Annotated in this window: 14 protein-coding genes and 2 pseudogenes; 5 read left to right on the top strand and 11 right to left on the bottom strand. The window is 57.7% G+C overall.

Features of this window, described 5'->3' with window-relative positions; all coding sequences use genetic code 11:
• Positions 1 to 28: 28 nt before the first annotated feature.
• The 4 genes from HMPREF3170_RS11120 to mobF all read right to left on the bottom strand — a co-directional run bounded on the left by HMPREF3170_RS11120 (position 29) and on the right by mobF (position 6,424).
• Positions 29 to 1,504: a replication initiation protein gene (locus HMPREF3170_RS11120; RefSeq protein ID WP_070479734.1), complete on the bottom strand. Its 1,476-nt coding sequence runs from the start codon at positions 1,502 to 1,504 to the stop codon at positions 29 to 31.
• Positions 1,505 to 1,842: 338 nt separating this feature from the next.
• Complete coding sequence (locus HMPREF3170_RS11125; RefSeq protein WP_070479735.1) at positions 1,843 to 2,106, bottom strand: hypothetical protein; 264 nt, start codon at positions 2,104 to 2,106, stop codon at positions 1,843 to 1,845.
• The gene (locus tag HMPREF3170_RS11130; RefSeq protein ID WP_070479737.1) at positions 2,103 to 2,693 is read right to left on the bottom strand and encodes a ParA family protein; all 591 of its coding nucleotides are present in this window, start codon (positions 2,691 to 2,693) and stop codon (positions 2,103 to 2,105) included. Before HMPREF3170_RS11130 ends, HMPREF3170_RS11125 begins: the two co-directional genes overlap by 4 nt.
• 224 nt (positions 2,694 to 2,917) lie before the next feature.
• Positions 2,918 to 6,424 (bottom strand): MobF family relaxase, encoded by a 3,507-nt coding sequence (mobF, locus tag HMPREF3170_RS11135; RefSeq protein ID WP_246814981.1) that lies wholly within the window; start codon positions 6,422 to 6,424, stop codon positions 2,918 to 2,920.
• Between the two features lie 430 nt (positions 6,425 to 6,854).
• Here mobF and HMPREF3170_RS11875 point away from each other — a divergent pair, with 430 nt between their 5' ends.
• The gene (locus tag HMPREF3170_RS11875; RefSeq protein WP_070479749.1) at positions 6,855 to 7,178 is read left to right on the top strand and encodes a ribbon-helix-helix protein, CopG family; all 324 of its coding nucleotides are present in this window, start codon (positions 6,855 to 6,857) and stop codon (positions 7,176 to 7,178) included.
• 96 nt (positions 7,179 to 7,274) lie between these two features.
• Here the strand turns inward: HMPREF3170_RS11875 and HMPREF3170_RS11145 are convergent, their stop codons facing one another.
• Together HMPREF3170_RS11145 and HMPREF3170_RS12100 are read right to left on the bottom strand one after the other, a co-directional pair.
• Positions 7,275 to 7,517: an antitoxin gene (locus HMPREF3170_RS11145; RefSeq protein ID WP_070479741.1), complete on the bottom strand. Its 243-nt coding sequence runs from the start codon at positions 7,515 to 7,517 to the stop codon at positions 7,275 to 7,277.
• Between the two features lie 87 nt (positions 7,518 to 7,604).
• Positions 7,605 to 8,215, bottom strand: a pseudogene (locus tag HMPREF3170_RS12100) (recombinase family protein).
• 170 nt (positions 8,216 to 8,385) lie between these two features.
• Here HMPREF3170_RS12100 and HMPREF3170_RS11155 point away from each other — a divergent pair.
• The 4 genes from HMPREF3170_RS11155 to HMPREF3170_RS11170 all read left to right on the top strand — a co-directional run bounded on the left by HMPREF3170_RS11155 (position 8,386) and on the right by HMPREF3170_RS11170 (position 10,027).
• Positions 8,386 to 8,931 carry a TetR/AcrR family transcriptional regulator gene (locus HMPREF3170_RS11155; RefSeq protein ID WP_034666346.1) on the top strand — a complete coding sequence of 182 codons (546 nt, stop codon included), beginning with the start codon at positions 8,386 to 8,388 and terminating at the stop codon, positions 8,929 to 8,931.
• Positions 8,928 to 9,287: a DMT family transporter gene (locus HMPREF3170_RS11160; RefSeq protein ID WP_048733039.1), complete on the top strand. Its 360-nt coding sequence runs from the start codon at positions 8,928 to 8,930 to the stop codon at positions 9,285 to 9,287. The genes HMPREF3170_RS11155 and HMPREF3170_RS11160 overlap by 4 nt, the downstream gene beginning before the upstream one ends.
• Entirely contained in the window at positions 9,284 to 9,613 is a 330-nt protein-coding gene (locus HMPREF3170_RS11165) for a DMT family transporter (RefSeq protein WP_003849969.1), read from the top strand. Before HMPREF3170_RS11160 ends, HMPREF3170_RS11165 begins: the two co-directional genes overlap by 4 nt.
• Before the next feature lie 69 nt (positions 9,614 to 9,682).
• Positions 9,683 to 10,027, top strand: a complete 345-nt coding sequence (locus HMPREF3170_RS11170) for an NIPSNAP family protein (RefSeq protein WP_154762756.1) — start codon at positions 9,683 to 9,685, stop codon at positions 10,025 to 10,027.
• 68 nt (positions 10,028 to 10,095) lie between these two features.
• Here the strand turns inward: HMPREF3170_RS11170 and HMPREF3170_RS11175 are convergent, their stop codons facing one another.
• The 5 genes and pseudogenes from HMPREF3170_RS11175 to HMPREF3170_RS11190 form a co-directional block, all read right to left on the bottom strand.
• Positions 10,096 to 10,785, bottom strand: coding sequence for an Abi family protein (locus tag HMPREF3170_RS11175; RefSeq protein WP_070479743.1), 690 nt, complete (start codon positions 10,783 to 10,785; stop codon positions 10,096 to 10,098).
• A 195-nt stretch (positions 10,786 to 10,980) separates the two neighbouring features.
• A pseudogene (locus HMPREF3170_RS11465) lies at positions 10,981 to 11,148 on the bottom strand (SAM-dependent DNA methyltransferase); the annotation flags it as partial.
• 240 nt (positions 11,149 to 11,388) lie between these two features.
• On the bottom strand, positions 11,389 to 11,571 hold the full coding sequence (locus tag HMPREF3170_RS11180) for a hypothetical protein (RefSeq protein ID WP_005324624.1): 183 nt from the start codon (positions 11,569 to 11,571) through the stop codon (positions 11,389 to 11,391).
• 30 nt (positions 11,572 to 11,601) lie between these two features.
• Positions 11,602 to 12,492 carry a cation diffusion facilitator family transporter gene (locus HMPREF3170_RS11185; protein WP_070479745.1) on the bottom strand — a complete coding sequence of 297 codons (891 nt, stop codon included), beginning with the start codon at positions 12,490 to 12,492 and terminating at the stop codon, positions 11,602 to 11,604.
• 276 nt (positions 12,493 to 12,768) lie between these two features.
• Positions 12,769 to 13,089 carry a helix-turn-helix domain-containing protein gene (locus HMPREF3170_RS11190; RefSeq protein WP_070479747.1) on the bottom strand — a complete coding sequence of 107 codons (321 nt, stop codon included), beginning with the start codon at positions 13,087 to 13,089 and terminating at the stop codon, positions 12,769 to 12,771.
• Positions 13,090 to 13,195 lie beyond the last annotated feature (106 nt).

Genomic DNA, 13,195 nt, shown 5'->3' on the forward strand with positions numbered 1-13,195 from the left:
TGCTACCGCACGGGGAACCGTATATTGCTTATGGCGTGTCACCCTTTTTCGGTCGCCCTCCACTCCCAAGATCTATGCCTGTTTTGGCAAGGGCACGCTGGACCGTCCGCGCACTCACGCCATACTCTTGTGCAGCTTCGTTCACAGTGGGATAACACCCTGTCTGCGCATAGTGGTCATCAAAAAAAGCAGCGATCTGGTACGCCCTACTACGACCTCCTGCCGCTCGCTTTCGATTAGCGCCGTCAAGCATGTCGCGCCTACCTCGCGCGTACTCGCCGTCTGGGTCTGTTTTCCAACGTTGTGCGGCTTTCTGCCCACCTCTACGCCCCATCGTGGCCAAAGCCTTGCGTTCGGTGTTTGTAGCCCTCCCAGAGGCCACAGAACCGCCATTTGAAGCCTTCGCCTGCGTCACGTACCCACGCACTCGCCTCGCCATGGTCTGGCGATCACGCATTGGCGGCATCTCTAAGAGTCGCCCATCGCCACCGACTTCCTGGGCAATGTTGTATCCGTGCTCATAAGCGTCAATCAATGCGTTATCGGTTAAGCGCTCGCCTGCTGCGCGTAGCCTGTGCCCGACTTTTAACGCATGGCGAAAGGCCGTCTCGTCGCGCGCTGCGCGTCCTTGGTGAATCCACAGCACGCGCACGCCCTCGATGATGTCGGGGTCATAGCGCTCAGCGCTCGTCGCAAGTTCTGCTTCGACATCGTGTGCAAGCGCTTTGAAGGCTTCTGCTTGTTGCCTGCGTGTTTTCGCTGCTTCGAGGAGTTCACGACCAGAGGAAAACTGCTGTCGTGTCGATCGCTGTTGTGCTTCTTGGCCAGTCAATGCACGTACCTCCCGCAATAAGTCAGCCAAGCGGTGTACCCGTTTGTGCTGGCAGTACCAGCGATACGCGGTGGGGTCTTTCCCCTCGTAGAACGGGCTGCGGCTAAAGCGGTGGGAAAAGTGCGGGTCATGATCCAGCATCTCTCCTAACGCTTTACTCGTTGCTGCAAGCAAGCTCATATGGGGTGATTGTCCTGCTTTATCGGCATACACCGGGTCGATTAACCAGATTGCCTGGGCTTTGCCGGTCAGCGGGTTAATGCCCACCCATGAGGGGCCAATCCCGTGGTTGATGAGCTTGGTGAAGTTTTCCCGCACGCTCAGCGCAAGACTGGTTGGGTGACCACCTGCTTGTCCGGGTTGGTCGATATCGACGACGAGGACGGCTGCATACTGCCTCGTGGTCAACATGACGTACTGGCAGTTGGCAAACGCTGGCGAGTCGACCCGGTAGAGCCGAGGACGTCGCGCCCCGTCGCTATCCGGGTAGTACGCGCTAGAGAAGTTGCGGTCTTTGCTGGCGTGGATCGCACTGCGACCGAGATGCGCTAACAGGGCGTCGCGGTCGGTTGCACCCGCTGGGGTGTCGTCGAGCAGCCCCGTGTGTAAACCGACACCGCGCACATGCTGGCGTGGTGTCGTGCGTTCTGCGTTACGGTTCGATACACTCATAACATCGCTTTCTCCGACGGTTACGGGTCGGTTAAAGCGCTTCACGAGCCGGTTGGTGGCCGGTGGTGAAGCAAGCCTGGAGCACTTGGACATGTTCCAGGCTTCTTTTTCTTTTATGGACGCATTTAGGCTAACACGCTGGTAAACCACTACGGGCGCACAACACGATCAACTCTCCCACTTCATCTAGGTGGGCTGCGATACAGGTTTACAGGTGCTGTAAACCTGTATCCGCTTCTGCGAACACCTACCTACCGAAAACAGTCTCAAGACCACAGCGGGAGCTGTCGTAATAAAAATACAGGTTTACAGCACCTGTAAACCTGTATCCTCTTATTTTAGCGATGCGTTTTCACATATTTCTCCAGGTAGGACTCGACAATCTCGCGGATTGTCACGCCTTCGCGCGCCGCAATCATCTTCAATTCAGTGTGTAGATCGCGGTCGACTTCAATGGTCATCTTCTTGACGTAGTCGCGATTGGAGGTCTGATGAAACGCTGATCGTGCGGACTTCGTTTCAGTCTTTGCTGTGCCCCTTGTGGTCTTCTTTGTTGCTCGTGGGGCGAGCTGTCCGCTTGCACGTTGCTTGCTGGTGGTCACTTCATCATCTCCATGAGTTCATCGGCGACGGCGTCATAGCCGTGCATGTCCGGTCCGGGGCAGTAGCCAAACGCTAAGTGCATGTCTTCGCGCAGGGGGATCTCTGCTTGAAACCTCGGCATCTCTTCGGCATCGAGTGCTTGACGGGCAGCTTCTAACGCACTCGTGCCTTTCCGTGCGAACGTAAGCAGGACTGCATGCGGGGTAGCGCTGACGGCATCGCGCAATTCCCAGATGCGTGAAAGGTCGGCAGCTGCCGATCTGGTTGGCATGATGATGAAGTCGCTGACTGCGATTGCCGCTTCGATCGCGTTTTCATCTCCTGGCGGCACGTCAATGAACATAATCTCGTCATCGGCGACAAGTGCAGCTTGGCGATCAACGCGCTTCGGGATCGATAGCTCAACATCAAACGGCAACGGGTTACCACCGTCTTCGGCGCGCTCTGCCCAGTCGAGCGCAGACCCCTGCCGGTCAAGGTCGGCAACGGTGACCGCGTATCCACGCTGCGCGAACACGGTCGCCAGAAACATCGTTGTGGTGGTTTTTCCCACCCCGCCTTTGGCGTTGATAGTGGTGATAATCATGGCCTACCTCCTCTTTTTCAATACAGCTTTACAGGTTAAGGGTTTACAGTTTTACAGTATACAGCTTTACAGGTTTTCGCACTAGACCCTCGTGCAGCGCAAGCTCTCTACCGCCGGAACGGGTACGCCAAAACCAGCATGACGAAGGGCCGCTAAATGGGCTCAAATTTCTAAAGGTCTCAAAATGAGACTCATAGAGTGACCAGGCAAAACAGCCCTTTTCCTTACTCTAAATAGTGATCTGTTTCACTACTTTTTACCGGCTGTTGTGGACCGTTTTCATACGAGGATCGGCGGCCTTGTTGCATGCGCTGCTGCAACGAAATCCGCTCCGACAGGCTCACCGCATCACGCGAACTTCCCACCTGCCCAGTGCGCTCGTGCGCCTTGATCGCCGCCTCAATCCGTGATGCTTCTTGGCTTAACTGCTCAAGCTGTCCGTGATGCTGCAAGGCTTCTTCACGCAACGTGTGCGCCTGCTCGCTGAGTTGGTCAGCCTGCTTCATATTCCGCGCAATGATCACATCGCATTCGGCGATCTCTGCCGCGTACTCATTCGGCTTCAACGTCCGTGCAAACCAACCGCGATTGTCCTGCTTGGCAATCAAGCCTTGGCGCTTGCGCTGCATGCTGCGCACATGCTTCATTCGCTGCTCGCGCTGCTTGATGGTGTGCGCCTCCTGCTCGTCTAACCGGGCTATTGCCTCGCGGTGTTCATCACGCATCGCACCTATCGCCACAAGGCGACTGCGAAGCTCAATGAGCTGGGTATTATCCGGCATGCGTGATTGCTGCGGTGCCGTGGGCGCATGCCCTGTGCTCATGCCGAGCTTGTCGATCAGACCTGTTGCCACGCGCTTTTCCTGCCGCTTCGCTACAGGCACATCACGCTGTTCGCGTTGGGAGGCGTAGAACGCTTCCAGGCGCTGCAACCGTGCATGCGCTCGCCGCTGCGCGCACTCGCCTATGCGTGTGCCAGCAAATACGTCCGTTTCTGGCGGTGTTGTTGCGGCTAGCTTGGCAAGCTCCCAATCCGCTCTCGCGTTGCGGTGGATTGCATACGGGCTTTGATCGGAAGCACTGCGCGTTGCTGCCTGCACCAGCAGATCACGTGCATACTCGGTCGATTCACGCCGCAACTGCGGTGTATCAGCGCTTCGACCATGGCCTGTATCGCTATCGCCAAGCATCGCCTCGGCCATGTACAAGTAGTTGCCCTCGCGTCCTCGCGTCAGTGGGACATATGCCCCGGCTTGATCAATCTGGCCTACAGCAGCAACCACGCGAGCAACATCCACGGTGGCACCTTGGGATGCATGCCCAGAGGTGGCATATCCAAGCTGGACATATGCACCGACATACTCCGGGTTCAGCGTCACAGTGACGTTAGTTTCATCAAGTCTGCGTACCTGCATGGACCCATCGGCATTGATCTGTTCGACCTGCCAACGCTGCCCATTGCGCACCACATCACCAGCACTGGTGACCAGTTCATAATCGTTGTTGCGCGTCAGGATCGTATCCCCAACATGGGCGAATTGCTCACCGCTAATCGCAACCGACACTGTCGTGTCTATCGCGCCGCGCTCGGCCATTACGGCCTGCGCGGCAGCGTTGAGTGCCGCCACGTACTCGTTGTTCGACGCCACCAAGATGGAACGCTTCCCAGCGGAAATATCTTGCTTCCACCCAGCAAGTGCATCGTCCATCATCGCGGTGATCGAACCGGCATGCAGTCTGCCAGCAGCGGCGTAAAAATCAGCAGCCCGTTGCACATTCGGCAGCTGTCCTGTGCGAAGTTGTTTCGATGCTTCCCGCTCGTGTGGGTCTTTCTGCCGGAATACCTCGGTTAACTCCACTGCATCCGGCAGCTCGTGGGCCAGCGTGGCGAGCATGCCTCCACGTGCTTTCACCGCACCATACTGGTTCGGATCTCCGACAAACACCACGCGCGAACCTGCAGCCTGCGCGATCTCAAGAATGCGCACCACATCAGGAGTAGCCACCATGCCGGCCTCGTCGACAACGACCACAGTGTCAGTACCCCAACCAAGTTTTTGCGCCGCCGACGACGCCTCAACGCCGTCGACTTGCAGCAACACCCTCGCCACCGTCGAAGCACTATGCGCGACCTGCTCACCCACCATCACATCGGCAGCTTTACCAGTCGGAGCCAATCCAACGACTTGTCGACCGGCCTGCTCCCACACACGACGAGCCGCTTTCAAGCTCGAAGTTTTTCCGGCACCTGCCGGGGCAACAACCACGCTTGCCAGATACCGCGACTGCACCACCGCGCGCATTGCCTCTGCCTGCGCCTGCGAAAGTTTGCCGTCGATCGGGACAATCACCGACGCATCAACACCGGCATCGACAACCGCCGTAGCAACATCGATACCGCGATCAATTTCAGCGACCACCGCATCAGTTGTAAACCGCTGTGCGCCCTCACGCGCCTGGTCGTTGACCTCTGACGCCTTATCCGGTGTCACCGTCCATGTGCTGTCATCGGCAAAGACTTCATCAGCAATCTGCTCGACAACCTCTCGCATCTGCTCCAGTGAAACAGCACCAACTGGCATCATCTCGGCGATCTTCTCGACAACATCAGCGCGCGTAAACGTCGAGCGTTCAGCAACCACCGCAGCTAAAACTTCCCGCACATCAGGAAGCACCACACCTACATTGCGCGCTACTCCCGGTCGAAGTGACGCGATAAACCCGCGCGCTTTCGACCCCGCCTCGCTCTGCTTCCAGCCCGCTTCAAGCTCGGCAAGTGGTGTATCCAAGTCCTTGCGCTGGCGTGTTTTCTTCTGCGCGACACGTCCCAACTCGCCGGTCGCCTCCAACCCGTTCGCACTACGCCACGCATCAATTTCACGCGCCCTTGTCGAAAACGCACGAATCATCTCGGGCGAATCAAGCCCAGCAATCTCCGCACACCCGTTGACAACCTCACCCCACGAAACACCCAACTCGCGCGAGAGTTCTTCACGAATCACCGCCTGGTACAACATCCCAGCAGCACGAGCCTCGTGATACACCCCCTTCGAATCAAGCGTTCGCCACTTCCCATCACGGCACAATTGCTTGTTCGACAACAGCACATGCGAATGCACATGAGGATCACCCGACCGCGACGTCCGATGCTCATACTTCACACCAGAAATCGCCTCAACCCGATCAATAACCATGCGCGTTTTATCCCGCACATCAGCACGCCGCGTATAACCAGCGTGCTCCGAAAAGTACGAAAGCGCGCTCTCAACCGCGCGCGCATGCGCCTGATCCACAACCTGTTTCAGCGCTGGATCATCTGCCACACCCCACAGAATCGACACACTTTTCGGCGCGCAAAACGTCAAATCGAAACCAGGAACCCCGCTTTGGCTCGGCGCGCGCCCGAGCTTTTCACCACTCGGCGCAACCGCTTTATTGAACCAATCACGCACACGATCGCCGCCAACAACCGCGCCGACTTCGACCCCTAACGCGCCAGAAACTTCGCGCACTTGAGCACTACTTCGCGCCAGAATCCACGCCGTCGCGGGCTTCGTTCCGTCCTCCGAGTAGTACGCATCGGGACCACTCGCGTGCTCCGTTTCGGTCGAAACAGTGGACTCGTAATAGGCCACAGACTCACCGTGCAGCTTCGCAATCGTGAGCAACTTCGCGGCCTCCTTCCGGTCCAGGTCAAGCGGTGTTTGTGTCCCGCCAGGGGGTACTGGCAAGTTTACTGCCAATGTACCAACAGATAAAGCCCCCGGCTTCAAAACAAGGCAAGCGCGGTCAGCGCTCGCCTTGTGGAGGGAAAAGGAAGGGGGAGAGTTGGGCAATTTTTGCCGAAACTCTCGACCTGCCCGGCTAGACTATGCGGCAACGATTTGGGGGAGGCTAGCATCCCTTGAAACGTCAGAAGACCCCTTTGCCCGTTGATGCGTTCCCCGGCCACACCCCCCTTGCTACGGGTGAGCGCTCCGCAAAAAGGGGTCTTCGTTTTTACCCAAACCACTACGTGTAAACAATGTTTACATGTACGCTTCGTTGTAAAAAGTAAAACCGTTTTCCTCACACCGACTGTTCTCGTTCCTACATGTAAACATTGTTTACATGTAGGACTAGGAAGCAACGTCGGGACGAAACAAGAAAGGATCGATGACCATGGCAACGAGAAAGCAGCACGGTGTGATCGGACGCGGGCCGGTTGTCTCTGTACGACTAGAACGCGAACTCGTTGAGCGGCTCGACGCGCTCGCCGAGCGCACTGGACGCAGTCGCGGGACGTATCTACGCATGGCGCTGTGGGCAATGATTCCGACCCTTGAGCGCATGCACTGGGAACAAGTCGCGAAAGACTTTGAGTCACTCGCGATCAAAGACGCCTTCGAAGAAATCACGCTCGGGCTGATGGAAGACGCGATTAACGCCGACCGCTACCGCGAAGAGCGGCCCGGTAGTGATGATTCAGGGACAAGAACGCCGTAGGCGTTCGCGTCAGCGCCTCTGTGAGACAGGCGGGCGCTGTCGTTCATTATGGGAGCGCTCATGGAGCGCGCGCTTAAAGAGGACAAGGCAACAGGTTTACTTCTTTGCTCGCTGCCGCAGGCGCTCTACGAATCCCTCGGCGTCTTCGCTTGCTTGCGTCGACTTCTCAAGCACGTCCACAATCGCGCGCTGCTGCCTCCCGTCAAGCGCGTCCCATTCCTCCAAAAGGACAGTGACGATCTTCGCTTGCGCACGCTCGCCACTGCTCAACGTTGCGTCTTCGGGATCAAACCGAGCCACGCTCGCCTCGGACAACATCTTCTCAATGCTTTGAATCATGCTTGCAATCCTGCCATGACCACCCGACATCGCAGCCCATTTCTGCGAACGCATGTTCTAGCAGACGCGCGACCTTACAGGCGCGGTCTACTGTCTGCTCTTTCCGTCTTTCCGGTCTGGCGTGACGACGTACTTGTACAAGGTGCTTCTACTGACGTCGAGGCGGCGGGCGACTTCTGCTTTGGGCACGCCGAGCGCAATGAGGTCGCGCGCCTGCTGAATCTCGTCTTTCGACATGGCAGGGGCACGGTCGTACACGCCGCGTTCTTTCGCCCGCGCGATCCCCTCGGCCTGCCGCTCACGAATCAACGCACGTCGAACTGTGCGACGACGCCAAGCACGCCGAGCATGAGCTGGTTTGTCGCGTCGCTGTGCGCGTCGTAGAGCTGCCCTTCTTTGAGAAAGCGCACGGCGACTCCCTTGCCGTTTAGCTCTTCGACAATGGCGTAAAGGTCTGGCACCGAGCGCGCCAACCTGTCCATGCTCGCAACCACTAGAGTGTCGCCCTCGCGGACGTACTCCATCACTCGCGCAAGTTCGGGGCGGTCGCGTGTAGCTCCGCTGACTTTCTCGTGCCAGATTTTTTGTACACCTGCTTCTTCGAGCGCAGCGAGCTGACGGTCGATGTTCTGATCTGCCGAGCTGACCCTTGCGTAACCGATGATCTGGCCGGGGGCCGACGAATTCTGCTTGCCCAGGTGTAGAACCTGCGCGCCATCTGTCTTTTCTGCCACGACCTCACCCTAACGGACATCTATGACCTTGAGTTTTCAGTCAGGCCGAAACTCGTGCGCGCGGGTGTACCCCAGGTGCCCCTACCAGCGCCCGCAGTTGAAGGCTTCACCTACCAAATGGTAAAGTTAGCTATATGCGAACCAGTCAGCGCTCCGAGATCCTGGAAGCTGCCCTCCGCGTCATGAACGCAGCGGAGGGTGGCGACATTACCCTTGACGCAGTGGCCCACGAGGCCGGGCTCACCAAACCGGGATTGCTATATCACTTCCGCAACCGCGACGTACTGCTCGCCGCGATCGTCGACCACGCTGCGGCCAACGTCGAGAACGACATGACTGCCACCCTTGGCAAGCCCCTCGAGAACGCCAACGCCACCGAGCGGCTCCTGAGCTACGTTCACGTCGCCGCCCACGGGGCCGCCAAGCGCGCCGAGTTCATCATCTGGGGCCAAGCGACGTATCGGCCCGAACTCACCGAACCGTGGACTACGCGGATGGGCCGCTGGCTCGAACTCCCGGACGATCTCGACGCCGCCACCCGAGCCAGGCTGACCACCGCCCGACTCGCCGCCGACGGACTCTGGGGCGCCCAGGCCACAGGTGTGTCCACCCTCCACGGCGCGGATCTCGAAGCCGTCGTCTCCAGCATTCGCTCCCTGATCGAAGGAACAACCCCATGAAGCAGTGGTTCCTGCTCGCTGGCGCCATCACTACCGAAGTGGCGGCGACGCTGTCTCTCAAGGCGGCGCTCAATCACCCATCCTGGTACATCGTGGTTGCTGCCGGATACATCGGCACTTTCGTCTTCCTCACCTTCTGCCTGCGCGAAGGAATGCAGATCGGCGTCGCCTATGGCATCTGGGGAGCCAGCGGGGTCGTGCTCGCCGCCGTGCTATCCGCCGCGATTTTCGGTGAACCTCTGACCGCTGTGATGGGTCTTGGAATGGTTGCGATCATCAGCGGTGTCCTCACCGTCGAACTCGGCTCCCAGAAAGCTCAGCAAACCGCAGCCCAGGAAGCAGGAGTCAACTCATGAGATGGATCTTCCTCGCAGGCGCCATCTTGTCCGAAGTCGTCGCGACCATGTCGCTACGAGCCTCCGACGGTGGCCGGGTGAAGAAATGGTTCATCGGCGTCATCGCGGGGTATCTCGTGGCGTTCGTCGCCTTAAGTCTCGCCTTGGCCGACGGCATGGCCCTTGGCGTCGCCTACGGCATCTGGGCAGCATCCGGCGTAGCTCTCACCGCGATCCTCGCCCGGGTCATCTTCCACGAACCCCTCACCCGAACCATGGCCCTCGGCATCCTCCTCATCGCCGTCGGAGTTCTCACCGTTGAACTCGGCGCCAACTTGGCGAACTGACGCATTTCCGCAGGTAAACCAGGCAGATTGGTGTGCTGCACCACGAGGCGCACAGACAAAGGCTCCCCAATGAGCGCCTGTGGGCCTAGCGTTGTGGATGTGATCACCTGTGTCGTCCACTACACCATCGACCCCGACCAGATCGCAGCCTTTGAACAGTTCGCCCGCGCTTGGATGCGGCATGTCGACGAACACGGCGGCACCCACCACGGGTACTACCTACCCGCGGAAGGTGTGAGTGACCGTGCGGAATCCCTGTTCAGCTTCCCCAGCCTGGCTGCCTACGAGCAGTACCGCACCTTGTTCGGCACCCACTCGGACTTCATCGCCGCTGACCGGATTCGAGACGAGTCCGAGTGCGTCCTGCGGTACGAGCGCACCTTCATGCGGCCGCTCCTACCCCAGGGACACTGAAAGGGACTCCGGCAGCACGCTCGGCACAACCCACAACGCCGCAGGTCAGCGCGTACAGATGGGTGTACTTAAATGGGGCAGGATCCGGCGAGGGCATCGCTTTTAGCGTTCAAGACTTCGTCTAGACGGTTTCCCAATTCGACAATGGTTGCAGCATCGTCGTTTATCATCCGCGTCACGGTGACTATATCGCTCATCATCAATTTCAAATTTCTCTTAAAAATAGGTTCATGATGTACAACACGGTTCCGGAACGACCGGAGATGATTAAGCCGCCCATGAATTTCTTTTCTTTCAATTTTCCCCCTTTTCGGAAATGCTTCTTTTAAAGCGGGAACCCATAACGTTTTTTCATAGTTATAGATGCTGTTACGCGGCTGACCATCCCCCAAGAGGCGAACCCAATCGCCGAAACTGCTTGCCGCAACTACAGCATCGGGAGAGATGTCTTTGCCCATATTTTCAAGTCGATCAATGGTCTTCTCGAAGCCTTCCCGATCTTCATCTAGAAGATCACACGCAGAGGCGTCGGTAATCCACTCTTCACCGAAATGCGCGGAGAGGTGAGAGTGAATCGAATTTCGAAGGGCTATCTCCAATACCGATAAAGGCCCTAAGAATGTCCCTGCCAACTCTTGGTTCCAGAAATACAGACGGGAAGCCTTCTCATCCTGGAAACTGGTTTTATACTGGTAGGTCGCAAAACGCGGTGCGGAAAGGAAAGACTTTACGTCGTAATCCGCAGGATCAAAAGCCATACCTAAAAACTATAGGGTATCCCTAAAATACGAGCGCCCCGAGGGACCTTGACGCATTTCTGCCGGTAGCCTCGAGGCTTACATCGCTATATGTTAATTCAAGCAAAACTTGAAGGCAAGTCCCTTTTCGACGGGGAAATCTACTCTTTGGCTAGTGTTGTGTACTGCAAAAATAGAATCTCTTGACGCTGGTGCCGCAATCAGACGGTCGGCTTCTGCGCGCAGTTCATCCAGAAACAGCGGTCCGATTGTTTTCAGAATGTTTGTCTCGCTGGTGTAGTGCTCACCATCATCACGCCGTGCTTCTTTGGACTTGACCAGTTGAAACATCGACCCGAAGAGGGCGGGGGAGATGTTTGCCCAGCAGTTGAGCGATCCCCCTCCCCCTGCTCCCCAGGGTCTTGCGCTATCTGTCGTGTTCTATTCCAAGGACGAAAGAACCGCATTGCTTATGGTGCAAGACCTTTACCTTATTCCGTACTTCTAGCGCTCACGGTTGCTTAAATGTCGTATCGGATGTCGAAATCAGACCTGAAAGCACGCCCAATCTATGCGAGGAAACAAAACTCGATCACAGCACATCTCAATATTGTGATGGCAGCACTAGCCGTGACCCACCTGATGGAGACCCGCAGTGGTCACTTCATCAAACGCCTCGTGAGAACACTCAAGAAATACCGCAGCTTTCAACTCGTCGTTGGCGGCGAAACCATTCACGCCGCCGTACCATTCCCGCCCGACCTCACTGCCACCATCCAAGTAATCACCGGCCGCGAACTTCCGCACAAAATTGGCCTAAGTCAGGTTAGAAGGGAATCAGCACACCGTCTCGTGGGATTCGTGCTCTGGGTGCTCAATCTGGATGGTGGAGTGCTCGATACCGTGTTCGCGCAGGGCCTGCTGGGCGGCATCCAACAGCGGGCCGGTGCCGACGGTGCCGTCGCGCACGATATGCACGGTCGTGAGCACGTTCACGCCGTCCAGGCTCCACAGGTGTAGGTCGTGGATGTCAGCAACGCCCTCGACCTGCCGCAGCGCGGGCTCGATCGCACTGGCGTCGAAGTCCGCCGGGACTTGCTCGAGCAGCACGCTCGCCGAAAGCCGCATGAGCTGCCAGGCGCGCGGCAGCACCATCGCCGCGATCGCTAGGGAGGCGATCACGTCCGCCGCCACAAACCCCGTGGTCAGTACCACGATGCCGGCCACGATTACTGCGACCGAGCCGAGCATATCCACTAACACGTGCAAGAACGCGCCCTCCACGTTGATCGAGGATTTGCGGTGCCGTTGCAGAACCCACGCCGATAGCGCATTCGCCACCAGGCCGATCACCGCGATGATCAGCATCGTTTTTCCCTGCACTTCGGCCGGGCTCTGCAGGCGGCGCACCGCCTCGACGACAATCCACACCGAGATCGCCAGCACCATCACTGCGTTCGCCAGTGCAGCAAGCACCTCCACCCGTCGGTAGCCGTACGTGGCCTGAGCCGATGCTTGTCGGCGCCCAACCAACACCGCTAACACCGCGATGATCAACCCCGCAGCGTCGGAAAGCATGTGCATCGCATCCGCCATCAGCGCCATCGAACCCGCCAACCAGCCGCCGATCAGCTCCGCGAAGAAGACGGTGCCGGTAATGCCTAGCGCAATCAAGAGTGCGCGCAGCGGCGTGCTGGAGTGATCGTGGTCGTGGTGCTCGTGTGCCATGCACTCAGCCTACCCCCGTCGACGCTTATTGACAATTAAATGAAAATGGATGGCGGTAAGCGCAGCCACTGAGGCCAAGTCGGCCTGATTTAGGTCATTGTGCAGTTGTCCTTTGAATATGTAGAGAAGCTGAAACAAGAACCCACATAAACAAATGCAACTGCATGTCAAAAAATGCGGCCGCCGGGTGTACGCGAGCCCTTAAACCTGAGGGTTCTTCTTCTCCTTTACTGCCCAGGGGCAGGGGAACCGTATATTGCTTACGGTATTTCCCACCTACTGCTCTACCAACCCAGCATCGCGGAGCGCTTTCAGATGGATGTTGACCATGCGTTTGGTTATACCGATCTCCTCTGCGATCTGACGTGCAGTATGTACTTCACCCGTGTCGACAAGCGTCTGGGAATACACCGCCAGCACACGACCGCGAGTGCCAGTTCCTTGACGGGCACATCGCTTATTCGCGGCTGCGAGTGTTTCCCTTTGTGCCGTGGCATAGTCGCCTTCGGGATCGGTTTTCCAGCGTTCTGCGGCTTTTTGTCCGCCTTTGCGCCCCATTGTGGCGCGGTCAAGGCGCGGAGCAGTCACAGAACTCATAAAAACAGCTTAACGAGCAGACCAGACACTACAGCACCCACATGGCTCCTAGATTGTCTTGCGGAGCGGGAGTAGGTAGCTCACGTGCTACCGCACGGGGAACCGT

Source organism: Corynebacterium sp. HMSC08D02, from assembly GCF_001807505.1.
GTDB lineage: Bacteria > Actinomycetota > Actinomycetes > Mycobacteriales > Mycobacteriaceae > Corynebacterium > Corynebacterium pseudogenitalium.

What these genes read in the sequence shown, in the direction of transcription:
- HMPREF3170_RS11120 (WP_070479734.1), bottom strand. Translation starts at nt 1,504, where the DNA reads ATGAGTGTATCGAACCGTAACGCAGAACGCACGACACCACGCCAGCAT.
- HMPREF3170_RS11130 (WP_070479737.1), bottom strand. Translation starts at nt 2,693, where the DNA reads ATGATTATCACCACTATCAACGCCAAAGGCGGGGTGGGAAAAACCACC.
- HMPREF3170_RS11875 (WP_070479749.1), top strand. Translation starts at nt 6,855, where the DNA reads ATGGCAACGAGAAAGCAGCACGGTGTGATCGGACGCGGGCCGGTTGTC.
- HMPREF3170_RS11145 (WP_070479741.1), bottom strand. Translation starts at nt 7,517, where the DNA reads ATGATTCAAAGCATTGAGAAGATGTTGTCCGAGGCGAGCGTGGCTCGG.
- HMPREF3170_RS11155 (WP_034666346.1), top strand. Translation starts at nt 8,386, where the DNA reads ATGCGAACCAGTCAGCGCTCCGAGATCCTGGAAGCTGCCCTCCGCGTC.
- HMPREF3170_RS11160 (WP_048733039.1), top strand. Translation starts at nt 8,928, where the DNA reads ATGAAGCAGTGGTTCCTGCTCGCTGGCGCCATCACTACCGAAGTGGCG.
- HMPREF3170_RS11165 (WP_003849969.1), top strand. Translation starts at nt 9,284, where the DNA reads ATGAGATGGATCTTCCTCGCAGGCGCCATCTTGTCCGAAGTCGTCGCG.
- HMPREF3170_RS11170 (WP_154762756.1), top strand. Translation starts at nt 9,683, where the DNA reads ATGAGCGCCTGTGGGCCTAGCGTTGTGGATGTGATCACCTGTGTCGTC.
- HMPREF3170_RS11175 (WP_070479743.1), bottom strand. Translation starts at nt 10,785, where the DNA reads ATGGCTTTTGATCCTGCGGATTACGACGTAAAGTCTTTCCTTTCCGCA.
- HMPREF3170_RS11185 (WP_070479745.1), bottom strand. Translation starts at nt 12,492, where the DNA reads ATGGCACACGAGCACCACGACCACGATCACTCCAGCACGCCGCTGCGC.
- HMPREF3170_RS11190 (WP_070479747.1), bottom strand. Translation starts at nt 13,089, where the DNA reads ATGAGTTCTGTGACTGCTCCGCGCCTTGACCGCGCCACAATGGGGCGC.